Annotated in this window: 27 protein-coding genes; 12 read left to right on the forward strand and 15 right to left on the reverse strand. The window is 68.7% G+C overall.

What is annotated here, in order from left to right:
• Positions 1 to 17: 17 nt before the first annotated feature.
• The 5 genes from V4U86_RS16600 to V4U86_RS16620 all read right to left on the reverse strand — a co-directional run bounded on the left by V4U86_RS16600 (position 18) and on the right by V4U86_RS16620 (position 5666).
• A complete protein-coding gene (locus V4U86_RS16600) occupies positions 18 to 1361 on the reverse strand; it encodes a M16 family metallopeptidase (protein ID WP_395307057.1) in 1344 nt (447 codons plus the stop codon).
• On the reverse strand, positions 1339 to 3582 hold the full coding sequence (locus V4U86_RS16605) for a polyribonucleotide nucleotidyltransferase (RefSeq protein ID WP_395307058.1): 2244 nt from the start codon (positions 3580 to 3582) through the stop codon (positions 1339 to 1341). The genes V4U86_RS16600 and V4U86_RS16605 overlap by 23 nt, the downstream gene beginning before the upstream one ends.
• A 254-nt stretch (positions 3583 to 3836) precedes the next feature.
• Entirely contained in the window at positions 3837 to 4328 is a 492-nt protein-coding gene (lppU, locus tag V4U86_RS16610) for an LppU family putative lipoprotein (protein WP_395312081.1), read from the reverse strand.
• Complete coding sequence (gene rpsO / locus V4U86_RS16615) at positions 4325 to 4594, reverse strand: 30S ribosomal protein S15 (RefSeq protein ID WP_011779575.1); 270 nt, start codon at positions 4592 to 4594, stop codon at positions 4325 to 4327. The genes lppU and rpsO overlap by 4 nt, the downstream gene beginning before the upstream one ends.
• A gap of 100 nt (positions 4595 to 4694) precedes the next feature.
• Positions 4695 to 5666: a bifunctional riboflavin kinase/FAD synthetase gene (locus tag V4U86_RS16620; protein WP_395307059.1), complete on the reverse strand. Its 972-nt coding sequence runs from the start codon at positions 5664 to 5666 to the stop codon at positions 4695 to 4697.
• Between the two features lie 81 nt (positions 5667 to 5747).
• On the opposite strand from V4U86_RS16620, the gene mntR reads away from it, so the two are divergent.
• Positions 5748 to 6452, forward strand: a complete 705-nt coding sequence (mntR, locus tag V4U86_RS16625; protein ID WP_395307060.1) for a manganese-binding transcriptional regulator MntR — start codon at positions 5748 to 5750, stop codon at positions 6450 to 6452.
• Here the strand turns inward: mntR and V4U86_RS16630 are convergent.
• From V4U86_RS16630 to V4U86_RS16645, 4 genes are all read right to left on the reverse strand, one after another.
• Entirely contained in the window at positions 6449 to 7075 is a 627-nt protein-coding gene (locus V4U86_RS16630; RefSeq protein ID WP_395307061.1) for a type II toxin-antitoxin system Rv0910 family toxin, read from the reverse strand. The genes mntR and V4U86_RS16630 overlap by 4 nt on opposite strands.
• 166 nt (positions 7076 to 7241) lie before the next feature.
• Positions 7242 to 8084 carry a tRNA pseudouridine(55) synthase TruB gene (gene truB, locus V4U86_RS16635; RefSeq protein ID WP_395312082.1) on the reverse strand — a complete coding sequence of 281 codons (843 nt, stop codon included), beginning with the start codon at positions 8082 to 8084 and terminating at the stop codon, positions 7242 to 7244.
• 59 nt (positions 8085 to 8143) lie between these two features.
• Positions 8144 to 8812 (reverse strand): 4'-phosphopantetheinyl transferase PptT, encoded by a 669-nt coding sequence (locus V4U86_RS16640; protein WP_395312083.1) that lies wholly within the window; start codon positions 8810 to 8812, stop codon positions 8144 to 8146.
• 34 nt (positions 8813 to 8846) lie between these two features.
• The gene (locus tag V4U86_RS16645) at positions 8847 to 9806 is read right to left on the reverse strand and encodes a metallophosphoesterase family protein (protein WP_395307062.1); all 960 of its coding nucleotides are present in this window, start codon (positions 9804 to 9806) and stop codon (positions 8847 to 8849) included.
• 124 nt (positions 9807 to 9930) lie between these two features.
• On the opposite strand from V4U86_RS16645, the gene V4U86_RS16650 reads away from it, so the two are divergent.
• Complete coding sequence (locus V4U86_RS16650) at positions 9931 to 10503, forward strand: DUF3558 domain-containing protein (RefSeq protein ID WP_395307063.1); 573 nt, start codon at positions 9931 to 9933, stop codon at positions 10501 to 10503.
• A 10-nt stretch (positions 10504 to 10513) separates the two neighbouring features.
• Entirely contained in the window at positions 10514 to 12157 is a 1644-nt protein-coding gene (locus V4U86_RS16655; protein WP_395307064.1) for a CocE/NonD family hydrolase, read from the forward strand.
• Here the strand turns inward: V4U86_RS16655 and V4U86_RS16660 are convergent.
• Positions 12146 to 12706 (reverse strand): DUF1802 family protein, encoded by a 561-nt coding sequence (locus tag V4U86_RS16660; protein ID WP_395307065.1) that lies wholly within the window; start codon positions 12704 to 12706, stop codon positions 12146 to 12148. The genes V4U86_RS16655 and V4U86_RS16660 overlap by 12 nt on opposite strands.
• Complete coding sequence (locus tag V4U86_RS16665; protein WP_395307066.1) at positions 12703 to 12966, reverse strand: DUF2277 domain-containing protein; 264 nt, start codon at positions 12964 to 12966, stop codon at positions 12703 to 12705. The genes V4U86_RS16660 and V4U86_RS16665 overlap by 4 nt, the downstream gene beginning before the upstream one ends.
• A 45-nt stretch (positions 12967 to 13011) precedes the next feature.
• On the opposite strand from V4U86_RS16665, the gene V4U86_RS16670 reads away from it, so the two are divergent.
• From V4U86_RS16670 to deoC, 9 genes are all read left to right on the forward strand, one after another.
• Positions 13012 to 13764: an enoyl-CoA hydratase gene (locus V4U86_RS16670; RefSeq protein ID WP_395307067.1), complete on the forward strand. Its 753-nt coding sequence runs from the start codon at positions 13012 to 13014 to the stop codon at positions 13762 to 13764.
• 30 nt (positions 13765 to 13794) lie between these two features.
• Complete coding sequence (locus V4U86_RS16675) at positions 13795 to 14409, forward strand: class I SAM-dependent methyltransferase (RefSeq protein WP_395307068.1); 615 nt, start codon at positions 13795 to 13797, stop codon at positions 14407 to 14409.
• Between the two features lie 128 nt (positions 14410 to 14537).
• Positions 14538 to 15536: a substrate-binding domain-containing protein gene (locus V4U86_RS16680; RefSeq protein WP_395307069.1), complete on the forward strand. Its 999-nt coding sequence runs from the start codon at positions 14538 to 14540 to the stop codon at positions 15534 to 15536.
• Positions 15537 to 15580: 44 nt separating this feature from the next.
• Positions 15581 to 16669 (forward strand): galactitol-1-phosphate 5-dehydrogenase, encoded by a 1089-nt coding sequence (locus V4U86_RS16685; RefSeq protein ID WP_395307070.1) that lies wholly within the window; start codon positions 15581 to 15583, stop codon positions 16667 to 16669.
• Positions 16670 to 16671: 2 nt separating this feature from the next.
• A complete protein-coding gene (locus V4U86_RS16690) occupies positions 16672 to 18225 on the forward strand; it encodes an FGGY-family carbohydrate kinase (RefSeq protein WP_395307071.1) in 1554 nt (517 codons plus the stop codon).
• Positions 18225 to 19196, forward strand: coding sequence for a sugar-binding transcriptional regulator (locus tag V4U86_RS16695; RefSeq protein ID WP_395307072.1), 972 nt, complete (start codon positions 18225 to 18227; stop codon positions 19194 to 19196). Before V4U86_RS16690 ends, V4U86_RS16695 begins: the two co-directional genes overlap by 1 nt.
• Positions 19193 to 20743 carry a sugar ABC transporter ATP-binding protein gene (locus tag V4U86_RS16700; RefSeq protein ID WP_395307073.1) on the forward strand — a complete coding sequence of 517 codons (1551 nt, stop codon included), beginning with the start codon at positions 19193 to 19195 and terminating at the stop codon, positions 20741 to 20743. Before V4U86_RS16695 ends, V4U86_RS16700 begins: the two co-directional genes overlap by 4 nt.
• Entirely contained in the window at positions 20736 to 21734 is a 999-nt protein-coding gene (locus V4U86_RS16705; protein ID WP_395307074.1) for an ABC transporter permease, read from the forward strand. Before V4U86_RS16700 ends, V4U86_RS16705 begins: the two co-directional genes overlap by 8 nt.
• Positions 21735 to 21761: 27 nt before the next feature.
• Positions 21762 to 22454 (forward strand): deoxyribose-phosphate aldolase, encoded by a 693-nt coding sequence (gene deoC / locus V4U86_RS16710; RefSeq protein WP_395307075.1) that lies wholly within the window; start codon positions 21762 to 21764, stop codon positions 22452 to 22454.
• Here the strand turns inward: deoC and V4U86_RS16715 are convergent.
• The 4 genes from V4U86_RS16715 to V4U86_RS16730 are packed head-to-tail and all read right to left on the reverse strand — an operon-like array spanning position 22443 to position 26714.
• Positions 22443 to 23540: a glycerate kinase gene (locus V4U86_RS16715; RefSeq protein WP_395307076.1), complete on the reverse strand. Its 1098-nt coding sequence runs from the start codon at positions 23538 to 23540 to the stop codon at positions 22443 to 22445. The two genes, deoC and V4U86_RS16715, sit on opposite strands and share 12 nt — an antisense overlap.
• Positions 23537 to 24367 carry a sugar phosphate isomerase/epimerase family protein gene (locus V4U86_RS16720; protein ID WP_395307077.1) on the reverse strand — a complete coding sequence of 277 codons (831 nt, stop codon included), beginning with the start codon at positions 24365 to 24367 and terminating at the stop codon, positions 23537 to 23539. Before V4U86_RS16720 ends, V4U86_RS16715 begins: the two co-directional genes overlap by 4 nt.
• Positions 24364 to 25545: a dihydrodipicolinate synthase family protein gene (locus tag V4U86_RS16725; RefSeq protein WP_395312084.1), complete on the reverse strand. Its 1182-nt coding sequence runs from the start codon at positions 25543 to 25545 to the stop codon at positions 24364 to 24366. The genes V4U86_RS16720 and V4U86_RS16725 overlap by 4 nt, the downstream gene beginning before the upstream one ends.
• A 2-nt stretch (positions 25546 to 25547) precedes the next feature.
• Positions 25548 to 26714, reverse strand: coding sequence for a Gfo/Idh/MocA family protein (locus V4U86_RS16730; RefSeq protein ID WP_395307078.1), 1167 nt, complete (start codon positions 26712 to 26714; stop codon positions 25548 to 25550).
• Positions 26715 to 26722 lie beyond the last annotated feature (8 nt).

The raw sequence follows: 26722 nt of genomic DNA on the forward strand, positions 1-26722 counted from the left end.
ACCCCGACTGTACCGACTCAGCCCGTCAGCGTCCGAAGCCTGTGCGGCAATGACCTTTTCGACTTGTGCGGCCCCAGCACCGCGGCGCCCATCGGCTTGGTCAGCAGACGTTTGGCCACGCTGTTGACCTCCTCCAAGGTCACCGCGTCGATCTGCTTCAGGGTTTGCGCAATGGTCTTGTGCGCCCCGTAGTTGAGCTCACTGCGCCCGATCCGGTGCATCCGTGACCCGGAATCCTCCAGGCCGAGTACCAGCCCGCCGCGCAGCGAGCCCTTGGCGATCCGGCATTCGGATTCGGTGATGCCGTCGCGCGCCACGTCGGCCAGCACGTCGGTCGCCACCCGGACCACTTCATCGAATCGCTCGGGCAGGCAGGCCGCATACACCGAGAACGCACCGGCATCGGAGAAGGTGTCCACGCTGGAGTACACCGAGTAGGCCAGGCCGCGGGTTTCCCGGATCTGTTGGAACAGCCGCGAACTCAAGCCGCCGCCGAGCGCGGAGTTGAGCACCGACAACGCCCAGCGATGCTCCCAGTAGCGACCCGGGGTGCGGACCCCGGCCAACAGGTGGCTCTGCTCGGAGTCCCGGTTGATCAACTCCAGGCCGGGCTTGCCCGCCACCCGGCCGCTGCCCTTGCGGTGCGGCAGCGCCTTGCGACCGCGCACCAGATGGGGACCGAAGTATTCCCGGGCCAGGGCCACGACCTGCTTGTGATCCACATTGCCCGCCACCGCGAGGACCATCCGCTCCGGGGTGTAGCGCCGGACGTGGAATGAGTGCAGTTGGGTGCGGGTCATCTCCGAGATCGACTCCACCGAGCCGATGACCGGCCGACCGACCGGATGCGAACCGAACATCGCGGACAGGAACACGTCACCGAGGGTGTCCTCGGGATCGTCGTCGCGCATCGCGATCTCTTCGAGCACCACGTCCCGCTCGACCTCGACGTCGTCGGCCGCGCAGCGCCCGTTCAGCACCACATCGGCGACCAGATCCACGGCCATCTCCAGGTCGGAATCCAGCACATGGGCGTAGTAGCAGGTGTGTTCGCGGGCGGTGAAGGCGTTCAGCTCCCCACCCACCGCGTCGACGGCCTGGGCGATGTCGAAGGCGCTGCGGGTCGGGGTCGACTTGAACAGCAGGTGTTCCAGGAAGTGTGCGGCGCCGGCGACCGAGGTTCCCTCGTCGCGGGATCCCACACCCACCCAGACACCGACCGATGCCGAATGCACGGCGGGGATGAACTCGGTCACCACCCGCAACCCTCCGGGCAGTGCGGTCACCCGCACTGCCTCGGAGGTGTCTTCGCCGCGGGATCCGCGGCGCAAAGCGGGTTTACTGGCTGGCGGGCGCGGCATCGGCCGGTGCAGTGCCTTCCGCAGGTGCCTCGGTGGCGGCCTCTTCTTCGACGAGGACCAGCGAGATCTTGCCGCGGTTGTCGATGTCGGCGATCTCGACGCGCAACTTGTCGCCGACCTTGGCCACATCCTCGACCTTGTTGATCCGCTTGCCGCGACCCAACTTCGAGATGTGCACCAGGCCGTCGCGGCCCGGGAGCAGCGACACGAAGGCACCGAAGTCGGTGGTCTTGACCACCGTTCCGAGGAACCGCTCGCCGACCTTGGGCAGCTGCGGGTTGGCGATCGCATTGATCTTGTCGATCGCGGCCTGGGCGGCCTCACCATTGCTGGCGCCGACGAACACGGTGCCGTCGTCCTCGATGGAGATCGACGCGCCGGTCTCCTCGGTGATCGAGTTGATCATCTTGCCCTTGGGCCCGATCACCTCGCCGATCTTGTCGACCGGCACCTTGATGGTGGTGATCCGCGGGGCGTACGGGCTCATCTCATCCGGCGCGTCGATGGCCTCGGCCATCACCTCGAGGATGGTGATCCGGGCGTCCTTGGCCTGGGCCAGAGCACCGGCCAGCACCTTGGACGGGATGCCGTCGAGCTTGGTGTCCAACTGCAGGGCGGTGACGAAATCCTTGGTGCCCGCGCACTTGAAGTCCATGTCGCCGAAGGCATCCTCGGCGCCGAGGATGTCGGTGAGGGTGACGTAACGGGTTTCGCCGTCGACCACGTCGGAGACCAGACCCATGGCGATGCCGGCGACCGGGGCCTTGAGCGGCACACCGGCGTTCAGCAGCGACAGGGTGGAGGCGCACACCGAACCCATCGAGGTGGAACCGTTGGAGCCCAACGCTTCCGACACCTGGCGGATGGCGTACGGGAACTCCTCGACGCTGGGCAGCACCGGCACCAGGGCACGCTCGGCGAGCGCCCCGTGGCCGATCTCGCGGCGCTTGGGCGAACCGACCCGGCCGGTCTCACCGGTGGAGAACGGCGGGAAGTTGTAGTGGTGCATGTAGCGCTTGGAGGTCTCGGGCCCGAGCGAGTCGATCTGCTGGGCCATCTTGACCATGTCCAGGGTGGTGACGCCCATGATCTGGGTCTCGCCACGCTCGAACAGCGCGCTGCCGTGCGCCCGCGGGATGACCGCAACCTCGGCCGACAGCGCCCGGATGTCGGTGACGCCACGGCCGTCGATGCGGAAGTGATCGGTCAGGATGCGCTGGCGCACAAGCTTTTTGGTCAGCGACCGGTAGGCGGCGCCGATCTCCTTCTCGCGGCCCTCGAACTGCCCGGCCAGACGCTCGAGCACCTCGCCCTTGATCTCGTCGGTGCGGTCGTCACGCTCGGCCTTGCCTGCGATGGTCAGCGCCTGCGACAGCGCGTCGGTGGCCACCGCGGCCACCTGGGTGTACACGTCGTCCTGGTAGTCCGGGAACAGCGGGTACTCCACGGTCGCCTTACCGGCGGCGGCGTGCAGTTCCTCCTGCGCGGTGCACAGCGCGGCGATGAACGGCTTGGCCGCCTCCAGGCCCTCGGCCACCACGGTCTCGGTGGGGGCGCCCGCGCCACCGGCGACGAGTTCGATGACCTTCTCGGTGGCCTCGGCCTCGACCATCATGATCGCGACATCGTCGCCGGCCTTACGACCCGCGACCACCATGTCGAACACGGCGTCTTCGAGCTGCTCGACGGTGGGGAACGCGACCCACTGGCCGTTGATCAGGGCGACGCGGACGCCGCCGACCGGGCCGGAGAACGGCAGGCCGGAGATCTGGGTGGAGGCCGACGCGGCGTTGATGGCCAGCACGTCGTAGAGATCTTTCGGATCCAGGCTCAGCACGGTGACCACGACCTGGATCTCGTTGCGCAGTCCGGACACGAAGGTCGGGCGCAGCGGGCGGTCGATCAGGCGGCAGGTCAGGATCGCGTCGGTGGAGGGACGGCCCTCACGGCGGAAGAACGAGCCCGGGATGCGGCCCGCGGCGTACATCCGCTCCTCGACGTCGATGGTGAGCGGGAAGAAGTCGAAGTGGTCCTTCGGGCTCTTGCTGGCGGTGGTGGCGCTCAGCAGCATGGTCTCGTCATCGAGGTAGGCGACGACCGAACCCGCGGCCTGCTGGGCCAGCCGGCCGGTTTCGAAACGGATGGTGCGGGTGCCGAAGCTCCCGTTGTCGATGACGGCGGTCGATTCGAACACGCCCTCGTCGGTTTCAACTGCAGACATAGCAGCCTTTCTGGGTATTCAGCTGTTTTGCGTCGTCACGCGTCAGCGATTCCCTGAATTCGGCTACGGCCGTCGATCGAAGCGGCCGGGGTAAACCCCCGGCAGCCACTACCGAAGACCGCCCGATCAGGCGGGTACTGCCGTGACGCGCGGGAACGGTGCGCGCGGTACTGCGCGAACCGCACCCGTGTTTCGGCCGATCGTTCATGTGGCCCAAAACGTCTTCATGTTACACCGGAGCAGGTAGGCGACCCTCAAGCGACGCCGTCGACGCACACGGTGAACCCGCGTTCGTCGTAGGGGTAGCCCGTTCCACTGCGACACCGGTCGGCGTCGGCGATGCCCCGCAGGATCTGGGTGGCCCGCTGCCGGTTGGGCTGCGCGACATCGCCGCAGTCCACCCGCACCGGGTCCCGGCCGTTGTCGGGGTCGACGCTCATGCACTGCCCCAACACCCAGTCGACATCCATGCACACCGTGGTGCTGGTGTCGCTGAAGGCATTGTGCGTGGCGTAGTAGGAGTCCACGTCGGACGGGCAGTCCTCGCTGTCGGCGACGGTTGCGACGACCTTGAACGTCGAGTCAGGGCTGCCGCAGACCGCCTTGACCGCGTCCGGCCGGTCCGGCGTGCCGACCACCTTCAGGCAATCTCCGACCTGAAAGGCGGCGGCAGCGGCCGACGAACAACCGGTGAGTCCCCCCGTGAGAACGATCGCGACGATGACCGCCGCGGATCGGTGGGTCAGCGGCGCAGACCGAGGCGCTCGATCAGCGACCGGTAGCGCTCGACGTCAACCTGGGCGACGTACTTGAGCAACCGGCGCCGGCGACCGACCAGCAGCAGCAGCCCCCGCCGCGAGTGGTGATCGTGCTTGTGCTGCTTGAGGTGTTCGGTCAGATCGACGATCCGCTTGGTCAGCAGGGCCACCTGAGCTTCCGGCGAACCGGTGTCGGTGTCATGCAGGCCGTACTGGCCGAGGATTTCTTTTTTCTGTTCGGCAGTGAGCGCCACGAAACAACTCCATCAAATAGGTCCGCGAAGGAAAACTTTCGGCGCGGCCGCCGCGAACTGCAGCACGCGCTGGGTCGCCGGGAAGTGTAGCAGCGCTGCCCTACGAGGACAGAATCGTGCGGGCCTTCTCGGTGTCACGGTGCATCGCCACCACCAGATCGTCGACCGAGTCGAACCTCTCCTGGCCGCGGATCCGCGCCACGAAGTCCACGGCCACGTGCTGGCCGTACAGGTCGGCCTCGGCGTCCAGCACGAACGCCTCGACGGTGCGGGTGCGGCCGGAGAACGTCGGATTGGTGCCCACCGAGACGGCCGCCAGGTAGCGCTCACCGGGGCTGACGGTGCCGACCACCGGGCCGTGTCCGAGCACGGTGAACCAAGCCGCATAGACCCCGTCGGCCGGGATCGCCGAATGCATCGGCGGGGCCACGTTGGCGGTCGGGAACCCCAGCCCCTTGCCGCGGCCGTCACCGCGCACCACCACGCCCTCGACCCGGTGCGGGCGCCCCAGCGCCTCGGCCGCCGTCACCACGTCGCCGGCGTCCACGCAGGACCGGATGTAGGTGGACGAGAAGGTGACCGTCTCGTCCCGGTGGTGCTCGGTGACCAGAGACATGCCCTCCACTGCGAATCCGAATCGTTCACCGGCCTTGCGCAGCAGATCCACGTTGCCGGCGGCCTTCTTCCCGAAGGTGAAGTTCTCCCCCACCACCACCTCGACCACGTGCAGGCTCTCCACCAGCAGTTCGTGGATGTAGCGCTCCGGGGTGAGTTTCATGAAGTCGGCGGTGAACGGCATCACCAGGAACACGTCGATGCCGGTCTCCTCGACGAGTTCCGCGCGCCGGGTCAGGGTCGTCAGCTGCGCCGGGTGATTACCCGGGAACACCACTTCCATGGGGTGCGGGTCGAACGTCATCAGCACGGTGGGAACACCGCGCGAACGACCCGACTTCACCGCATGACTGATCAACTCGGCGTGCCCACGGTGAACACCGTCGAACACGCCGATCGTCAGAACACACCGACCCCAGTCTGTGGGGATGTCCTCCCGGCCCCGCCACCGTTGCACATCGGCAAGCGTACGGCGCGGACTCGCGGCCGTCTGCCTTGGATACCCGGATCAGGCAACGATTGCCTAAACTCGGTAGTCGTGGATTCCAACAGCAACCCGCAGGACTTGACGACGGTTGCACAGGACTATCTGAAGGTGATCTGGACGGCCCAGGAATGGTCGCCGGACAAGGTGAGCACCAAACTCCTGGCCGAACGCATCGGGGTGTCGGCGAGCACCGCCTCGGAGTCCATCCGCAAGCTGGCCGATCAGGGCCTGGTCGACCACGCCAAGTACGGGGCGGTGACGCTCACCGAGGCGGGCCGGCAGGCCGCGCTGGCGATGGTGCGCCGGCACCGGCTGATGGAGACGTTCCTGGTGCGCGAACTCGGCTACGGGTGGGACGAGGTGCACGACGAGGCCGAGATCCTGGAGCACGCGGTATCGGACCGGATGCTGGACCGGATCGACGCGAAACTCGGTTTCCCGACCCGTGATCCGCACGGCGACCCGATCCCGGCCCCCGACGGCCGGGTGCCCACACCCCCGGCCCGGCAGTTGTCGGTGTGTGCCGACGGTGAGGACGGCACGGTGGCCCGCATCTCCGATGCCGATCCGGAGATGCTGCGCTATTTCGACAGCGTGGGAATCGCATTGGACTCGCACCTGCGCGTGGTGGCCCGGCGGGATTTCGCCGGCATGATCTCGGTTGCCGTGCAGGGCCCGGCCGAGACCGGCGACGACGGTTCGGTCACCACGGTGGATTTGGGAAGCCCTGCCGCGGAAGCGATCTGGGTGGTCTAGCGCACCATCTTCAGGTGCGCGTGCGCGTCGCCACTCCAGCGGGGTGCCCGCTTGGCGGGCTGCGGCGCCGAATGCACCAGGCGCAGTTCGGCGCGGGCGGGCTTCTCGGGTGCGGTGGCGGCGAACTCCTCCAGCAACGCGATGCTGCGGTCGAGCTGCTCGGCGCCGTCCTGTTCGATGGCGCCGATGATGACCTCGTTGAGACGGTCCCCGGCGACCTCACAGGTCACGGTCAGCCGGGAGCCCTCTTCGGTCGGTCCGATCCAGAAGGTGAGCCGGGTGCGCATGCCGGACTCGCCGGTTCCGATGAGCACCAGCGTGCCGGGGCCGATCGCCGACTCGACGGTCCACTCGACGGTGTTGGTGACGCCGAGCATCACCGTCTCGGCGGTCATCCGGGCGCCCGGGACGAACTGTGCCCGCGGTTCGGCCGTCCAGCGCCGGTGCACCGTCAGCCAGTCGCTCCAGGTGCGCGGGTCGGCCAGCACCGACCACAGCGCGGCCGGGGACAGCGGCAGGTTGGCGTGCCGGGTCACGTGCCCGACGGCCGCCGCCCGGCTACTGGCCCACGCGGGCTGGTAGTTGAACAGCGGATGGTCGCAGACCGGTGCGTGTTCGCTCATGCCTGTTACAACGACCCCGGATCGGCAAAAGTTCGCCGAAAACCTGGGATTTCGCTAATAAAAACCCCACGTATCTGACGTTTACCTGATAAAGGGGGTTAGCTCGCATGACCCGCGGGCATATAGGACATGCGTCCGGTTTTGCGTAGACCGCACCACGCCGACCTCACGACAATGTCGCGGGACGGATGACGACCACCGATCTGGTGCGCGACGGGCCGTCCTCCAAGAGGGCGATCACCCGGCCGTCCGGGCCGGTGGCGGCGTACACACCGGCGATGCCCGCGGGTTTCAGCGCCCGCCCGTGACCGGCATCCACCACCTCGGACTCGCTCAGGTCCCGGCGACCGAACCCCAGCAGGCAGGCCTCGTCCAGGCTGTAGGACAGCCGGGCTGCGTCCCGGAGATCGTCGAGGGTGCGGGCCTCGTCCAGCCCGTACCGCCCCACCGCGGTGCGCCGCAGCGCGGTCAGATGCCCGCCCACCCCGAGCGTCGCGCCGACGTCCCGGGCCAGTGCCCGGATGTAGGTGCCCGACGAACAGTCGACCTCGACGTCGACATCGGTGAACCCGTCCGACCTGCGCACCGCCAGCACCTCGAACCGGGCGATGCGCACGGGCCGGGCCGCCAGTTCCACCGCCCGGCCCTCGCGGGCCAGCTTGTAGGACCGCTCCCCGGCCACCTTGATCGCGCTGACCGCCGAGGGCACCTGCTCGATGTCCCCGCGCAGTCCGGCGACCGCCTGTTCGATCTGGTCGTCGGTCACGTGCTCGGCCGGAACTGTCTGCAGCACCTCACCTTCGGCGTCCTCGGTGGTGGTGGTCTGCCCGAGCCGGATGGTGGCGGCGTACGACTTGTCGGTCCCGGTGATGAGCCCGAGGATCTTGGTGGCACGTTCGATGCCGATCACCAGCACTCCGGTGGCCATCGGATCCAGGGTGCCGGCGTGGCCGACCTTGCGGGTGCCGAACAGCCGCCGGCACTTTCCGACCACGTCATGGCTGGTCATGCCGGCCGGTTTGTCGACGATGACCAGACCGGGCTCGACCGCGGCCCTGGGTACCCCGCTCACAGCGTGATCGCCGTCAGGGCGATGCCGCCGGCCACCGACCAGCGACCGTCCAGCGCGGTCAGCGGGGGGCCGTGTTCGGCGGCGGGGTCGATCAAGATGCGGGACCGAAAAGTCCCCGCACTACCGGATTCGTCGAGGGTGAAGGTGATGTGCGCATCCTCGAAACCGAGCCAACGGTGCGTCAGCGGGAACCAGGCCTTGTACGTTGCTTCCTTGGCGCAGAACAGGATCCGATCCCAGTGCAGGGAGCCCGGCAGCTCGGATAACTCAGCGAGCTCGGCGCGCTCGACGGGCAGGCTGATCGCCTCCAACACACCCTTGGGCAGTACGTCGTGCGGTTCGGCGTCGATGCCCAACGACCGGATCTCGCCCCGGCGCCCGACGACGGCGCCCCGGAACCCCTCGCAGTGCGTGAGGCTGCCGACCACGCCGTCGGGCCAGCACGGTTCGCCCTTGTCGCCCTTGAGGATCGGTACCGGCGCCACCCCGATCCCGCCGAGTGCGATCCGGGCGCAATGGCGGACGGTGACGAACTCGTTGCGGCGCTTGGCCACCGACCTTGCCACCAGCGGCTCCTCCTCCGGGAGCGGGGCCAACCCGGGCGGATCGTCGTAGAGTTCGGCGGAGACCACCGGGTCGGGAACAACCGAGGGCAACAGCGGCATCACACACGCCGCCTTCTGCTCTTCGCGCAAGCGCTCATCGCCGCCGCGCTTGGATCCGGCTCTGCATCTTCTGTGCGTTCTCCCGCATCTCCTCGGTGATCTCGAAGTGACCACCGAAATCGTTCAGATAACCCGGCGCGTACTTGGGGTCGGGCAGGATCTGGCGCAGCCATCGATACGGCTTGCGGCGCCGCCATTCTCGCGGATAACCGACCGACACCTCCTCGAACCGCACACCGTCATACCAGGTGGTGCGCGGAATGTGCAGGTGCCCGTACACCGAGCAGACGGCGTTGTAGCGGGTGTGCCAGTCCGCGGTGGCCGTCGTGCCGCACCAGAGCGCGAACTCCGGGTAGAACATCGCGTCGCAGGGCTCGCGCACCAGCGGGAAATGGTTGACCAGCACCGTCGGCGTCATCCAGTCCAGGTCCTCGAGGCGCTTGCGGGTCTGCGCCACCCGGTCCCGGCACCAGGCGTCGCGGGTTGCGTACGGCTCGGCCGAGAGCAGGTACTCGTCGGTGCCGACGATGTTGCGCTCCTTGGCCAGGGCCAGCCCCTCGGCCTTCGTCGCAGTTCCGGCCGGCAGAAACGAATAGTCGTAGAGCAGGAACATCGGCACGATGGTGGCCGGGCCGCCCTCCTCGTTCCACACCGGGAAGGGATGCTCGGGTGTCACGACGCCCATCTGATCGCACATGTCGACCAGGTAGTCGTAACGCGACCGCCCGAAGATCTGCATCGGGTCCTTGTTGGTCGTCCACAACTCGTGGTTGCCGGGCACCCAGATCACCTTGGCGAAGCGTTTCCGCAGCAAATCCAGTGCCCAACGGATCTCATCGGTGCGCTCGCCGACGTCCCCGGCGACGATCAACCAGTCGTCGGGACTCGACGGGTACAGCGATTCGGTGACCGGCTTGTTGCCGGTATGACCGGTGTGCAGGTCGCTGATCGCCCACAGCACCGGCCGTCGTTGATCTCTTGGCGGCAGGGACACAACAGATCAGCCTACTTGCGCGGGGGCGCCGCGTTGATCCGAGCAACTAGAACCTGTTCCTGTTTACGGCTTGTACACTCCCGGCAAGGCTGGAAAGAGTTCGTCGATATGTGATGGGGGTGTGATGGCTGCCAAACTGCGGCTGCTGTCGGCGCTGTGTGCGCTCGTCGCCGCGGTGATCGTGGTGTGGCAGAGCAATCCGACCGGGACTCCGACCCAGGTCCGGGCCAGCGACCTGCCGATGACCAACGTGTCGACCACGATCAAGTGGCCGGTCATCGAGACCACCGACCCGCGCCCCTTCGTGCCGTGCGAGGAGATCCCGCTCGACGTGGTGCAGCGCATCGGGCTGGCGTTCACGCCGCCGACCGCGGAGGACAGTTTGCGCTGCAAGTACGACGCCGGCAACTACCAGATGGCGGTCGAGGCCTTCGTGTGGCGCACCTATGAGGCCACCCTGCCGGCCGATGCTGTCGAACTCGACATCGCCGGCCACCGCGCCGCGCAGTTCTGGATCATGAAGCCCACCGACTGGAACGACCGCTGGTGGGTCACCTGCATGATCGCCTTCAAGACGAGTTACGGGGTGCTGCAGCAGTCGCTGTTCTACTCCCCGATCCACTCGCCGGACCGCCCGGACTGCCTGCAGATCAATTTGCAGCGCGCGCACGAGCTGGTGCCGTACTACAAGTTCTAGGGTGGGCCGGGTGAGCCCACGAACCTCGCATCTCGCCCGGCACGCGCTGAGCCGGGCGCTGCGGCTGCCCGCACCGACCAACGACCACGTCGTGCACCGGCGGGTGCGGATTCCGATGCGCGACGGCGTCGAGCTGCTCGCCGACCACTACCAGCCACGCACCGCCCACCCGGCGGGCACCATCCTGGTCCGCGCCCCGTACGGCCGGCGGTTCCCGTTCACCGTGCTGTTCGGCAGCATCTATGCCACGCGCGGCTACCACGTCGTGTTCCAGAGTGTGCGCGGCACTTTCGGCTCCGGGGGTGAATTCACCCCGATGGTCAACGAGGTCGAGGACGGCGCCGACACGGTGGTGTGGCTGCGCGAGCAGCCGTGGTTCACCGGTACCTTCGCCACCATCGGGCTGTCCTATCTGGGGTTCACCCAGTGGGCGCTGCTCACCGATCCGCCGCCGGAGCTGGCGGCCGCGGTGATCACCGTCGGGCCGCACGACTTCGCCCAATCCACGTGGGGCACCGGGGCGTTCTCGCTCAACGACTTCCTGGGCTGGAGCGATATGGTCTCCCACCAGGAAGATCCCGGCTTGGCGCAGGCGGTGGTGCGTCAGGCCAGGGCGGGGCGGCGGGTGCAGGCGGCGGCGCTGGATCTCCCGCTCGGCGAGGGCGGGCGGGCCCTGCTCGGCGACGGGGCGCGGTGGTACGAATCCTGGCTGCGTCCTCCGCAGGACGACCCCGAACACTGGCGCCGCCTCGGGGCCGCCGAGGCACTCGACCGCGTCGAGGTCCCGGTGCTGCTGCTGACCGGCTGGCAGGACCTCTTCCTGGATCAGACCCTGGACCAGTACCGGCATCTGCGCGCCCGCGGTGTCCCGACCGCGCTGACCGTCGGGTCCTGGACACACACCCAGATGATGACCAAGGGCGGCCCGACCGTGATCCGGGAGACGCTGGACTGGTTGGGCACCCATCTGGCAGATGAGCGCGACACCCGGCGCAACCCGGTGCGCGTGCACATCCACAACGACGGCTGGGTGGAACTGCCCGATTGGCCGCCGACCGGCGAGCACCGGAATCTGTACCTGCAGGCCGGCGGCCGGCTCGGCGACACGCCCGGGGACGCGGCCGTCTCCCGCTTCACCTACGACCCGGCGCACCCCACCCCGACCATCGGCGGCCGGCTCCTGTCCAGCAAGGGTGGGTACCGCGAGGATTCGGCGCTGGCCCGCCGCGCCGATGTGCTGGCCTTCACCGGTGAACCGCTGCCCGCCGACATCTATACCGTCGGCACGCCGGTGCTCGAGCTGACCCATCGCGCCGACAATCCGCACCACGACCTGTTCGTCCGGATCAGCGAGGTCGACACGCGCGGCCGTTCGGTCAACGTCACCGACGGCTACCGCCGGTACCCGCACGACGTCGCCGGCTCCGGCCCGGTCCGCATCGAACTCGACGCGGTCGCCCACCGGTTCGCGGCAGGGTCCCGGATCCGGGTGCTGGTGGCCGGCGGCTCGCACCCGCGCTACGCCCGCAATCTCGGCACCGGCGAGCCCGCGCTCTCCGGGCAGACGCTGCGCACCGCCACCCACACCGTCACCCATGACGACGGTTCCCGACTGATCCTGCCCGCCGCCGACGGTCCGCCGTCAGCCCACTGAGTCGCGGACCCGCCGGGCCACCTCGGCGAGGTCGTCGGCACTGTACACCGGAGCGCCGCAACGGGTTTCGGACACCGCGAGCTGCACCCAGCTGTTGCACCCGGCGTACTCGGGCCGGCGCGGCAGCCGCTGCGGTTGCATCAGTGGCCGGGCCTGCACCACCAGCACGGTCAACCGGTGCTTGGGGCGGAAGTCCAGCCGGTCCGCGCGCACCGATTCCGCGGTCCAGATATGCAGATCGGCGAGCGCGTCGATGTGTTCGGGGCGATCGACCTCGATCGCGTCGATCACGGCCGCCGCCGCGCGCAGCACAACCGCGTCCTCGGTGCTGTCGGCGGCGTGCTCGAGCAGGTCCCGGTGTTCGGGACGCAGCCGCTCGGCGTGGCTGTGCGCGACCGTCGGGAACAACAGGAAGGGAGCTCGCCCTGCCGCCGGCTCGATGGCGAAGCGCTTCTCGTGGATACCGCCCTTGCGCAGCAGCACCGTCTGGCGGCCGTCGAGCAGGGCCCCGACCGCCGCACTCCACTCCTTGAGCGCCGGTGCGCTCACAGGCCGAGCCGGGCCCGGACCTCGGGGCGACGCAGTGGGGGCACCGTCTTCGGTGGTTGCCGACGCGGCGGCAGCTGAGCCAGCAGCCGCCGGGTGGTCTCGGTGACCTCGGCGACGGCGGCCTCGAAGGCGTCCACATTGGCGGCGGTGGGGCGGGTGACGCCGCTGATCTTGCGGATGTACTGACGCGCGGCGGCCTCGATCTCCTCCGGGGTGGCCGCGGGTTCCAGACCCCGCAATTCGGTGATGTTCCGGCACATGAGACCCACGATAGGCCTGATCGCGATGGCGGATACGGTGTGCGAATGACATCCGTGCTGAACGTCGAGACCACCGACCGGGTTCGTACCCTGACGCTGAACCGTCCGCAGGCCCGCAACGCGCTGTCCGCGCAGTTGCGCACCGAGCTGTTCGCCGCCCTGCGCGCCGCCGAGGCCGACGCGGACGTGGACGTGGTGATCCTGACCGGCGCCGACCCGGTGTTCTGCGCGGGGCTCGATCTCAAGGAACTCGGCGACACCACCGACCTGCCCGACATCTCGCCGAAGTGGCCGGCCATGCGCAAGCCGGTGATCGGCGCGATCAACGGGGCCGCGGTGACCGGCGGTCTGGAAATCGCCCTGTACTGCGATGTGCTGATCGCCTCCGAGCAGGCCCGGTTCGCCGACACCCACGCCCGGGTCGGGTTGCTGCCGACCTGGGGGTTGTCGGTGCGGCTGCCCCAGAAGGTCGGGGTCGGGATGGCCCGGCGGATGAGCCTCACCGGTGACTACCTGTCGGCCGCCGACGCTCTTCGCGCCGGACTGGTCACGGAGGTCGTCCCGCACGACGAACTGCTGCCGGCCGCCCGCCGGATCGCGGCCTCGATCGTCGGCAACAACCAGAAGGCCGTCGGTGCCCTGCTGGACTCCTACCACCGCATCGACGCCGAACAGACCCAGGCCGGGCTGTGGATCGAGGCGGAATCGGCGCGGGCCTGGATGGCCGACACATCCGGGGACGACATTGCCGAGAGCCGGGCGTCGGTGATGGAACGGGGCCGGACGCAGGTGCGCTGAGGTCTACCGTGAAGCCATGGGCAGGGATCCATGGACATGGTGAACCACCACGCTGACCATCCCGGCTTCAGCGGTATCACCGGTGCGCTGTGCGGCATCGCCTTCCTGCTCGTCGGCCGCCGGCACGCCGAACTGGCCGTCGAGGTCATCCGCCCCGGCATCGGCGACCACCTGGTCGACATCGGGTGCGGCCCGGGCAATGCGGCGCGGGCCGCGGCCCGCTGTGGCGCCCGGGTCACCGGCGTCGACCCGGCGCCGGTCATGCTGCGGATCGCTCGGGCCGCTACCCGCCGCGGCGCGGACATCACCTGGGCCGACGGTGGCGCCGAGTCCCTCCCGTTACCCGATGGATCCGCCACGGCGGTGTGGGCGCTGGCCACCGTGCATCACTGGCGTGACGTGAGCGCCGGGCTCGCCGAAGTGCACCGCGTCCTGGCGGCCGGGGGCCGACTGCTGGCCGTGGAGCGAAAGTCACCGCCGAACGCCCGCGGGCTCGCCGGCCACGGCTGGACGGTTCGGCAAGCCGAGCAGTTCGCCGACATGTGCCGCACGGCCGGGCTGAACGCGGTCGAGGTCCGTGACCGGGATTCGCTGTGGACAGTCACCGCGCGGCGCGGCGCCGACCCGGGCCCGGCCTTGCGGTAGCGGAGCCTCGGACGCCCCCCTTGCTCATATGAGCAAAGATCTGCTCATCCGTTGACGCTCCGTCACGCGGCTTCTTACGGTGATGGGCGTCACCCGCTTCGACGCCGAAGCGCACGTAAGGAGTAGCAATGAGGTTCGCAAAGGTCGTCACCGGAGTCGTGATCTCGACCGCACTGGCGATCAGCACCGTCGGGTGCTCGATGCCCGGCGAGAACGGTTCCGCCAACAACACCGCCCCGACCGACGGCGCCGTGGTCATCGGTTTCAGCCAGGCCACCCAACAGAGCCCCTTCTATGTGGCGCTCTCCGACGCCGCCCGGCAGACCGCCGAGGCCGACGGCAACGAGTTCTACTTCGCCGACGCCAACGGCGATGTGACCAAGCAGAACAACGACGTTCAGGATCTCATCACCCGGGGCATCAACGTGCTGGTCATCAATCCGGTCGACCCGAAGGGCATCGCGCCGTCGCTGGCGGCCGCCGATGCCGCCGGGATCAAGGTGGTCACCGTGGACCGTCCGGTGGAATCCGGCGCGGCGGCCTTCGTGGGGCGCGACAACAAGGCGATGGGCGAAATCGTCGGCGACGCCGCGGTGGCCGCGCTGGGCCCCGCGGGCGGCAAGATCATCGAGATCCAGGGTGACGCCGGGGGTGCCGTCGCCCGCGACCGTCACGACGGCTTCGCGACGGCCGTCGCCAAACAGCCCAACATCGACGTGGTCGCCGGCCCGTACAGCGACTACATCCGCTCCAACGCCGTGACCGCGATGCAGGATCTGCTGCAGGCCCATCCCGATCTGAAGGCCGTCTACGCGCATAACGACGATATGGCCCTGGGCGCACTGCAGGTGCTGGCCGAGAACAACCGCCCCGACGTCCTGGTGTTCGGCGTCGACGGCCTGATGGAGGCCGTCCGCGCGATCGCCGACGGCAATTCCTACACCGCCACCGCACTCAACGACCCGAACGCCGAAGGCGCGCTCGCCGTCCAGACGGCCGTCAAGGTGGCCCGCGGCGAGACGGTCGATGAATTCATCGATGCCGGAACGGGTCTGGTGGACAAGGCCAATGCCGCATCGCTGGTCGGCGACACCACCTTCGCTGCGGCCCCGCAGCCGCCGGCCTGACATCAGCACGCCTTGAAACCGCGAATTACCAAGAGAGAGAAATCATGACAACCGAAGCACCGACGCGCGATCTGTCGCCGCAGCAGAACATCCCGCAGACGATGACGGCCGCCGTCATGCACGCTCCCGGCGATATCAGGGTCGAGGAGGTCGCCACTCCGCGGCCCGGCGCCGGGCAGGTGCTGCTGAAGATCGCCGCGTGCGGTGTCTGCGGTTCCGACATCCCCCGGATGCTGCGCAACGGCGGCTACATCATGCCCATCATCTGCGGACACGAATTCTCCGGCTGGGTGGTCGAACTCGGCGAAGGTGTCACCGGGTTCGAACTCGGCGAACTGGTCTCGGTACCGCCGCTGATCCCGTGCCGGGAATGCGATTTCTGCTTGAAGGGCGCATTCGGGTTGTGCGAGAACTACGACTATTTCGGCAGCCGCTGCGACGGCGCCTACGCACAGTACGCGGTGTCACCGGTGGGCAACCTGCTCAAGTTGCCTGCCGGCATCGATCCACGGGCCGCCGCCATGCTCGACCCGGCCGCCATTGCCCTACACGGACTGTGGAAGACCGGCCTGCGTGCCGGACACCGGGTGCTGGTCATCGGCGCCGGACCGATCGGACTCTTCGGGGTCCAGTGGGCACGCCTGCACGGGGCCACCGAGGTGGTGGCCGTGGATCTCAGCGAGGAGAAGGCGGCGATGGCCAGGCAGGCGGGCGCCGACCACGCCGTGCAGGGCGTCGAGGAGGCCCGCGCACTCGGCGGTCGCGGGTTCGACATCGTGCTGGAATCGGCCGGTGTGCCGGCGACTGCCGACATGGCCGCCAACCTGACCGGCCCGCACGGCCATGCGGTGTTCATCGGTATCCCGCATGCTCCCGTGCCGCTGGGCAAGGAGACGTTCAACCAGTTCATGCGCCTGGAGGCCACCCTGCACGGTTCGTGGAACTCGTTCTCCGCGCCCTTCCCCGGCGACGAGTGGCGCACATCGGCGAAGATGATGTCGACCGGCCAACTCGAGTGGGAGTTCATGATCACGCACGAGCTGCCTTTGTCGGCACTGCCGCAGACGATGCACCAACTCGGTGAGCGCTCGATCTTCTCCTCGAAGGTTCTGTTCCTGCCCAACGAGGACTGATCATGGGGATTCTGTTGTCGATCGATCTGGGCACCGAGGGTGCCCGGGTCGGTGCATTCACCGAGGACGGTCGGGGGCTGGGCACCGCACACCGGCCCTACCCGACCCGGTTCCTGCGGCCGGGCTGGGCCGAACAGGACCCGCGCGACTGGTGGTCGGCGCTGAGCGCCGCCAGCCGAGAGTTGTTGAGCGGTGAGCAATGTCGCCGCGCCGGTGACGTGGTGGCCATCGCCGCGTCCACCACCGCCTCGACCGTCGCGGTGCTCGACGCCGCCGGCGAACCGTTGCGCCCGGCGATCCTGTGGATGGATTGCCGCAGCGGCGCCGAGTCCGCGTTCACCGCCGGACTGGCCGACCGCCACCCGATCCTGAAATGGTCCGGCGGCTCGGATGCCGCCGAATGGCTGGTGCCCAAGGCGATGTGGTTGAACACCCACGAACCCCACATCTACCGGTCCGCGGCACGCATCGTCGAGGCCGTCGACTACGTCACCTTCCGGCTGACCGGCCAGTGGGTGGGCTCGCAGATGAACGCGGTCTGCAAGTACAACTACGACACCATCGCCGGGCGCTTTCCCGACGAGTTGTACGGGGACCTGGGCGTGCCGGACCTGACCGCCAAACTGCCCGACCGCATCGTCGAGGTGGGCGGCACCGCCGGTCCCCTGCACCCCGCGGCGGCCGCCGATCTCGGGATCACCGGCAGTCCGGTGGTCGCCGTCGGCGGCATCGACGCCCACGTGTCGCTGTTGGCCTGCGGTGCCGACCTGACCGGATTGGTGTCGCTGGTGTCGGGTACCTCCTCGGCGATCATCGCCGAGGTCGACGATCCCACCGACACCCACGAGGTCTGGGGCCCGTACCCGCGGGCCCTGCACCAGGACAAGTGGCTCGTCGAAGGCGGGCAGGTCGCCAGCGGTTCGGTACTGAAATGGGCCGGCGAAACGATCATGGGTGTTGCCCGCGACGATCTTTCGGCACTCATCGACGAGGCGGCCGCGGTGGATCCGGCAAGCCACGGCCTGCATGCGCTGGACTACTTCATGGGCAACCGCACCCCGCACCGGGAACCCCGCCTGCGCGGGACCGTGGTGGGACTGTCGTTGGGCACCACCAGGGCCGAGTTGTACCGGGCGATGGTCGAGGCGGTGGCCTGCGGAACCCGCAGCGTCATCGAATCGTTCGAACGCGCCGGGGTTTCCTGTGACCGGCTGGTGTTCTCCGGCGGTATCGAACGCAACCCGCTGTGGCAACAGGTCACCGTTGACGTGCTCGGCCGGCCCGCTGAGCTGGTGATCGGTGAGAACCTGACGCTGCGAGCGTGCGCGGTGATCGCCGCGCACGCCGCGGGCGTCACCACCTCGCTGGACGAGGGATCGGCGCTGTTCGCCCCGACGGTGCGGGTATTGGAACCCGATACCACACGAATCCCCGTGTACGAGCGAACTTTCGCCGAGTATCAGCGCCTCGGCGAGATCCTGCGGCCGTTCATGCAGGACAATGCCGATGCCGTCTCCGGCCGCGCCACCGCTGCACCGGTGGAGGTGAGGTCCTGATGGCGGGATCTGCCGAGCCCACCCACACCCAGCTGATGCTGCAGGTCGCGCAGAGCTACTACGAACAGGGCCGCACCCAGGAGGACATCGGCCGGGAACTGCACCTCACCCGGTGGAAGGTCGGCCGGTTGTTGGACGAGGCCCGCGAGGTCGGCATCGTCCAGATCAAGATCGTGCACCCGCAGGCCCGGCGCACCCACCTCGAGGTGAACATGCGTAGTGAGTTCGGCCTGCGCGAGTGCATCGTGGTGCCCGGACCGGAGATCCCCGGATCGGACAGTAACGTCGCCGCCGCCGCGGCCGGCTACCTGAAGGCGAACGCGCAGTGGATCACCACTCTGGCCGTCTCGTGGGGCAATACGCTGCAGCATGTGGCCGCCGTGCTGCCGGCCGGATGGACCAGCGGCATCGAGGTCATCCAGGCCAATGGCGGGGTGAGCCGGTCGGTGCGGCCCACCACCGCTGCCAACATCGCCACCAGCATCGCGCACAGCGGTAACGGGCGGGCCACTCTGCTGCCGGTCCCGGCCATCGTCGAACGTATCGAGACCCGGGATGCGCTCTACGCCGAGGGATTCGTCGTCGACGTACTGAGCGGCGCCCGGCAGGCCGACGCCCTGTTGTTCTCCCTCGGCGCATCCGGGCCGACGTCGGTACTGGTGGAATCCGGTGCCGTCACTCCCGAGGAACTCCGCGAGCTCGATGCCGCCGGCGCCTGCGGCGACGTGCTGGCGCACTACCTCACCGTAACCGGCGAGATCGCCCATCCCGGTATCGACCGCAGGACGGTCGGACTGGGTCTCGACGATGTCCGCAACGCCAAATGCGCGATCGCCGTGGCCGCCGGCCCTGCGAAGGTACCGGTCGTGCGGGCCGCGCTGCGAAGCGGCCTGTGTTCGGTGCTGATCACCGACGAACCCACCGCGACAGCAGTTCTGGCGCAGGCAGCCAAGGCTGGAGGCATGACATGACCTATCTCGACAGCACCCCTCCGGCTCCGGCGGATCCCCGCCGGTCCACGGACCGTCCGACAGCGCTCACCATGACCGGCATCGTCAAGTCGTTCCCCGGCACCAGGGCGTGCGACAGCGCCGGCCTGGAGGTCGCCGAGGGCGAGGTGCACTGCCTGCTCGGCGAGAACGGCGCAGGCAAGAGCACGATGATGAAGATCCTGTCCGGTTCCTACACACCGGATTCGGGGACGATCACCCTGGGCGGGCAGACCGTGTCGTTCAACTCACCCATCGACGGGGTGCGGGCCGGCATCAACACCATCTACCAGGAGCTCGACCTGGTACCCGATATGACGGTGTCACAGAACCTGTTTCTCGGCCATGAACCGCGGCGCGGGCCGTTCGTCGCACGCAAGGACCGCGACCGCCGGGCCGCGGCAGCGATCGCCCGGGTCGGCGGCACCTTCGCGCCGACCGCAGTGGTCGGTGAGTTGTCGGTATCGGATCAGCAGCTCACCGCGATCGCGAAGGCGCTGACCACCGATGCGCGCATCATCATCATGGACGAGCCCAGCGCCACCCTGACCGACCACGACCTGGCCGCCGTGTTCACGGTGATCCGCGAGCTCACCGCCGAGGGCAGGTCGGTCATCTACATCTCGCATCGGCTCGACGAGATCAAGGCCATCGGTGACCGCGCCACCGTCATGCGCGACGGCGCCACCGTCGGCGTCTTCGATGTCGCGTCGGTGTCCAAGGAGGAACTGGTGGAGGCGATGATCGGTCGTGCTGTGCAGGCACGCCCGCCCCGGCAGCCCCAGACAGGCCAGACCGCTGGGCTACTGCACGTGCGAAAGGCGGTCATCCCCGGCGTCATCGACATCCGCGACATCACCGTCGGCCGCGGCGAGATCGTCGGTCTGGCCGGTCTCGGCGGAGCGGGTCGATCCACCTTGTTGGCCACCATCTTCGGCGATCGCAAGGCCACCCTCGACATGACGCTCAAGGACGGTCAGATCACCTCGCTGACGCCGCGCTCGGCGGTGGGTCTCGGCATCGGGCTGGTCCCGGAGGACCGAAAGCGCCAGGGGCTGTTCCTGGAGCAGTCGATCCTGCGCAATGCGGCCATCGCCGCGCTCGAACCGCTGCGGATCAATCCGATGGCCCGGGCCCGTCAGGTGTGTGGTCCGCCGCTGAACCGCCTGGGCGTGAAGTTCGCCAGCGTGGAACAGCCCGTCGGGCAGTTGTCCGGCGGCAATCAGCAGAAAGTGGTGCTGGCCAAGTGGATGGCGCGCGGGATCGATCTGTTGCTGCTCGACGAGCCCACCCGCGGGCTGGATATCGGCGCCAAGGCCGATCTCTTCGAACAGGTGCAGGCGCTGGCCGATGCCGGCGTCGGTGTCCTGATGGCATCCAGCGAACTGAGCGAGCTCACCGAGAACTGCCACCGGGTCTGGGTCCTTCACGAGGGCCGCAACATCGCGCAGTTCGAGCCCGCCACCACCCCAGCAGCGGAGATCGCCCGCTGTATCGTCACCGGAAGAACGAAGATTGACAATGACTGACCTGATGGACCGTCCCGCCGAATCGGCCGTTACGACAACCAGATCCAGCCGCCGCGCCATCTTCATGCGGTTCAACCTGCTGTTCATCTTCATCGCGCTGTTCGTGGTGGCCTCGGTGTCCGCACCGCAGTTCCTGACCACCCAGAACATGGCGAACCTGCTGCAGCAGTCCAGTCTGACCGGCATCGTGGCCATCGGGATGACGGTGGTGATCCTGACCTCCGGCATCGACCTGTCGGTCGGCAGTGTGGCGGCACTGTCCGGAATGCTGGTCGCCATCTTCATCGGGATCGGCCTGCCGTGGCCGATCGCGATGGTGCTAGCCATCGCCTCCGGCCTGGTGCTCGGCGGTGTGATGGGCGGGCTGAGTGCCTATCTGGTGTTGCCGGCGTTCATGGTCACACTGGCCGGCATGCAGAGCATCCGCGGTCTGACCTACCTGACCACCAACGGCACGCCGACCACCGCGGAGATCCCGATGGGCCTGCGTTTCCTGGGCGCCGGGTCGGTTGCCGGTATCCCGGTCGTCGGCATCATCTTCGTGGCGACCACGATCATCGTCGGACTCGTGTTGCGCCGCACCACCTTCGGTGAGCACATCTACGCTGTCGGCAGCAATGCACAGGCCGCCCGACTGTCGGGTCTGCCCGTACAGCGGATCACCACCATGGCCTACGTCATCAGCGGCGGTCTGGCCGCCCTGACCGGGGTGTTGCTCACCGCACGACTGACCATCGGGCAACCGACCGCGAACACCGGTCTGGAACTCGACGCGATCGCCGCGGTGGTGCTCGGCGGCACCAGCCTGTTCGGCGGAAAGGGCGGCGTGCTCGGCACGTTCATCGCCGTACTGCTGCTGTCGGTGCTGCGCAACCTGTTCAACCTGCTGGGTCTCAGCTCGTTCTTCCAGATGCTGGTCACCGGCCTGATCCTGATCGCGGCACTGATCATGAACTACCTTTTGGACCGCCAGTCCCGCAGCGCCGCCTGAATACCGCAACGACAAGAATGAGGAAACATGAGTACCCGCACCACACCCACCGTCGCCGACGTCGCGGCGATGATCGACCACACACTGCTCAAACCGGAAGCCACCGCCGCCGATGTGGCCGCCGTGGTCGCCGAGGCCGCCGAACTGGGCACCTACTCGGTCTGCGTGTCCCCCTCGATGCTGCCGATCACCGTCCCCGACACGCTCAAAGTGGCAGTGGTGTGCGGATTCCCGAGCGGTAAACACACCTCGGCGGTGAAAGCGGCCGAGGCCGCCGAGGCGATCCGCAACGGCGCCGACGAGATCGACATGGTGATCGACGTCGGCGCCGCCAAGGCGGGCGACTTCGCGGCGGTACACACCGATATCGCCGCGGTGCGATCCGCCGCACCGGCCCCGGCGGTGCTGAAGGTCATCATCGAGTCCGCGGCACTGACCGACGACGAGATCGTCGGAGTGTGCCGCGCCGCGGTCGATGCCGGCGCCGACTTCGTCAAGACGTCCACCGGCTTCCATCCGGCCGGCGGGGCCAGCGCGCACGCCGTCGAACTGATGCACCGCACCGTGGCCGGCGCGGGTCTGCAGGTGAAGGCCTCCGGCGGGGTGCGCACCCTGGAGCAGGCCCGGGAGATGATCGCCGCGGGCGCGACCCGTCTGGGGGTGTCCGGGTCGCGGGCGCTGCTGGATGCGGGCGGGCCTTCGTCGGGGTCAGGTTACTGACGAGACATTCCGTGCGGCGGCCGATCCCGCGGCGTACAGCCAGCGCCGCGGATCGGCCATCGCCGCATCCGGCGAGCCCGCGAGCTCGGTCAGCGACACCGTGGGCACGCCCGCCCCGGCACTGACCTGCCCGGCCACCACCACCGCGGGCACACCGGCCGACTCGGCGGCGCCGAGTAGGTGGCCGACCAGCTTTCCGGTCCAGGAGGTGCCGTCGAAGCGGCCCTCCCCGGTGAGCAGCAGATCCGCCTGGGCCAGTTGGTCTTTCAGACCGGTGATCGACGCGATGCGCTCCGATCCCGAGGCCGCGCGGGCGCCCCAGGCCATCAACCCGAAACCCACACCGCCGGCGGCGCCGGCGCCGGCGCTGTCCGGGTCGGCGGGTAGACCGGCCGCGTGCAATGCTCGGCACCAGCGCTGCAGTCCGTCGTCCAACCGCGCGATATCGGCGGGCCGGGCACCTTTCTGCGGACCGAACACCGCCGCCGCACCCTGCGGGCCGGCCAGCGGGGCGGTGGTGTCGACCAGGATCTCCACCCCGCCGGGCGGCAACGGCGCGAGGCCGTCCACCTCGACCCGGTCCACATCGCACAGTCCGTACGCGCCGTCGGCGATCGGGATGCCGCGGCTGTCGAAAGCCTTGATTCCCAGGGCGATCAGCACGCCGGCGCCGCCGTCGGTGCCGGCCGATCCGCCGAGACCGACCTGGATGGACCGGGCACCGGCGCGCAACGCGGCCCCGATCACCTGACCGAGGCCCCGGGTGCCGGCCCGCCAGGGATCCAGCTGCGCCATCAGTGCGATCCCGGACGACTCGGCGAGCTCGACGACGGCCCGGCCGTCGGTTCCGTGCAGCCAGGTGGCGGTCACCGGTCGCCCGTCGGGGCCGTCCACCGTGATCTGCCGCCGGTTCCAGGCGCCCGAGGCTGCGACGGCGGCCAGGGTGCCCTCGCCGCCGTCGGCCTGCGGCAGGGTGACGGTTTCGTCGCTGCCGCGCACCGCATTCCAGCCCGCGGCCAATGCCTCGGCGACCTCTGCCGCCGTTGCTGTGCCCTTGAACGAATCCGGTGCGATCAGAACCTTCACAGCGCGGGCAACACCAGATCGCGATACCGGCTCTTCATGGTCTCGCACACCGTGTGGCCGTCGGTGGCCCACACCGCCTCGTTGAAGATCTCGACCTCGATGTCCCCGGTGTACCCGGCGGCGGCCACCATTGCGGTGATCGCCGCGAAGTCGATGACCCCGTCGCCCATCATGCCGCGGGACACCAGCGGGTCCGGTGTCATCGGGACCAGCCAGTCACAGATCTGGTACGAGCTGATCCGGCCCCCGGCACCGGCTTCGGCGATCCGCTCTGCCAGTTCGGGATCCCACCAGACATGGAAGGTGTCGACGACGACGCCGACCACCTCGGCGGGATGCGGTGCGGCCAGGGCCAGTGCCTGTCCGAGCGTGGAGATGACCGCACGGTCGGCGCAGAACATCGGATGCAGCGGTTCCAGGGCCAGCCGGACCTCGCGTTCGGCGGCGTACGGCACCAGTGCGGCGATCCGGTCGGCAAGCCGGGAGCGGGCACCCGGGAGATCACGGTCCGGCACGCCGCCGGCCACCATGACCAGCTCGGGGGCGCCCAGGGTCGCTGCCTCGTCGATGGCGCGGCGGTTGTCGTCCAAGGCCGTGTCGCCGTCGTCGAGACCGGTCAGGAAGCCGCCTCGGCACAGACTGGACACCCGAAGGCCGTTGTCACGCACCAGCTTCGCCGCGTCGTCCACACCCGCCTCGGCGACCCGGTCGCGCCACAGGCCGATGGCGGGCAATCCCGCCGCCGCGGTCGCCTCGACCGCCTCGCGCAGGGTCCACGACCTGGTGGTCATGGTGTTCAGCGACAACCGGGCATAGGGGTCGGTCATCGCCGGACTCCGTTCAGCCGCAGGTAGGTACGCATCCGATCGGCGGCCAGTTCCGGATCGGTCAGCAGACCCGCCCGGTCGGCGAGCACGAACAGTTCGCACAGGTGGCGCAGCGAGCGGCCGGCGGTCAGCCCGTTGACCATGGTGAAGCCGGGTTGGTGGCCGTTGAGCCAGGACAGGAACGCGATACCGGTCTTGTAGTAGTAGGTGGGCGCGGCGAAGATATGCCTGCCCAGCGCCCGGGTGGATTCCAGGATGTCGTGGGCCGCCGTGGAATTGCCGGCGTCGAGTTCCTGCAGCGCGGTCGAGGCGGCCGGGTAGATGGCGGCGAAGATGCCCAGCAGCGCATCGGAATGGCCGACACCGTCGCCGATGATGAGTTCCGGGTAGTTGAAATCGTCACCGGTGTAGAGCCGGACGCGGTCGGGCAGGGCCCGGCGCAGCGTCACTTCGTGCGTCGCGTCGAGCAGCGAGACCTTCACGCCGTCGATCTTGTCGGCGTGCGCTGCCAGCAGTTCACGGAATGTGGCGGTGGCCGCGTCGATGTCGGTGTCGCCCCAGTAGCCGCGCAGCGCCGGGTCGAACATCTCCCCCAGCCAGTGCAGGATGACCGGCCGGTCGACCTCCTCCAACAGGGTGCCGTAGACCGCCAGGTAATCGGCGGGCGATTCGGCGACCTGCGCAAGCGCCCGCGAGGCCATCAGGATGACCCCGGCGCCGGCCTCCCGGACCACCTCGATCTGCCTGCGGTAGGCGTCGGTGACGACGGCCAAACCGGCTGCGCCGCGCGGAACATCGGCCAGGTCGAGCTGATCGGTTCCCGCGCCGCAGGCCAACCGTCCGCCCACCGCGGCGGCTTCCCGGCCGCTGCGCGCGATCAGTTCCTGGGTGGCGGCCCAGTCCAGACCCATCCCCCGCTGGGCGGTGTCCATCGCCTCGGCGACACCCAGACCGTAGGACCACAGCTCGTGCCGGTAGGCCATGGTGACGTCCCAGTCCAGCTGCGCCGGCGCACCGGGGGTGCAGTCGGCCGTGACCTCGGGAATCACATGGGCTGCGGCATACGCGATCCGGGAGGTGATGGGCGCACTTGGCTTTCGCCACGCCGCAGGACCGGTGAGCTCGTACTTTCCATGTGCGGGCAGGTTCAGCACGATCCCGGTGCCTGCGCTCGTCAGGGTCACAGCACGATCTCCGGCACGCTCAGGCGGCGGCCCTCGGCCGAGCTCTGCAGACCGAGCTCCGCCAGCTGTACCCCGCGGGCCGCGGACAGCAGACCGAAACGGTGCGGCCGGCCGGCCAGCACGTCACGCAGATATTCCTCCCACTGCAGCTTGAAACCGTTGTCCAGGTCGGCGTTGGCGGGGACCTCCAGCCACTGGTCGCGGAACTTCTCGGTGACCGGAAGGTCGGGGTTCCACACCGGCTTCGGGGTGTGCGCGCGCTGCTGGGCCACACATTGCCGCAGACCCGCCACCGCGGATCCGTGGGTGCCGTCGATCTGGAACTCGACCAGCTCGTCGCGGTGTACCCGGACGGCCCAGGACGAGTTGATCTGGGCGATGATGCCGCCCTCGATCTCGAAGATGCCGTAGGCGGCGTCGTCGGCGGTCGCGGTGTAGGCCTTGCCCTGTTCGTCCCAGCGGGTGGGGATGTGGGTGACGGTGCGGGCGGTGACCGCTTCCACGGTGCCGAGCAGACCCTCCATCACGTAGTTCCAGTGGCAGAACATGTCGACGGTGATCCCGCCGCCGTCCTCGGACCGGTAGTTCCAGCTGGGCCGCTGGGCGGGCTGGTGGTCGCCCTCGAACACCCAGTAGCCGAACTCGCCGCGCATCGACAGGATCCGACCGAAGAAGCCCTCGTCGATCAGCCGGCGCAGCTTGACCAGGCCCGGCAGATAGAGCTTGTCGTGCACCACCCCGGCGACCACGCCGGCGTTCTCCGCCATCCGGGCCAGCTCGACGGCCTCGGTCAGGGTTTCGGCGGTCGGCTTCTCGGTGTAGATGTGCTTGCCCGCCTTGATCGCGGTGGAGAGGGCCTCCATCCGCCGCGAGGTCACCTGCGCGTCGAAGTAGACGTCCACCGTCGGATCGGCGATCACCGCGGCGACGTCGGTGGTCCAGGACTCGATTCCGTGCTCGGCGGCCAGGTCGGCGAGCTTGTCGGCGTTGCGGCCCACCAGGATCGGCTCGACCGCGACCCGGCTGCCGTCCTCGAGCAGCAGCCCGGAGTCGCGCAGCGGCAGGATCGAGCGCACCAGGTGCTGCCGGTAACCCATCCGCCCGGTGACGCCGTTCATGGCGATGCGCACGGTCCGACGACCGGAAGATTCAGCTGAAGACATGTGCAGAT

This window comes from Mycobacterium sp. AMU20-3851 (assembly GCF_043974665.1).
Classification (GTDB): Bacteria; Actinomycetota; Actinomycetes; order Mycobacteriales; family Mycobacteriaceae; genus Mycobacterium.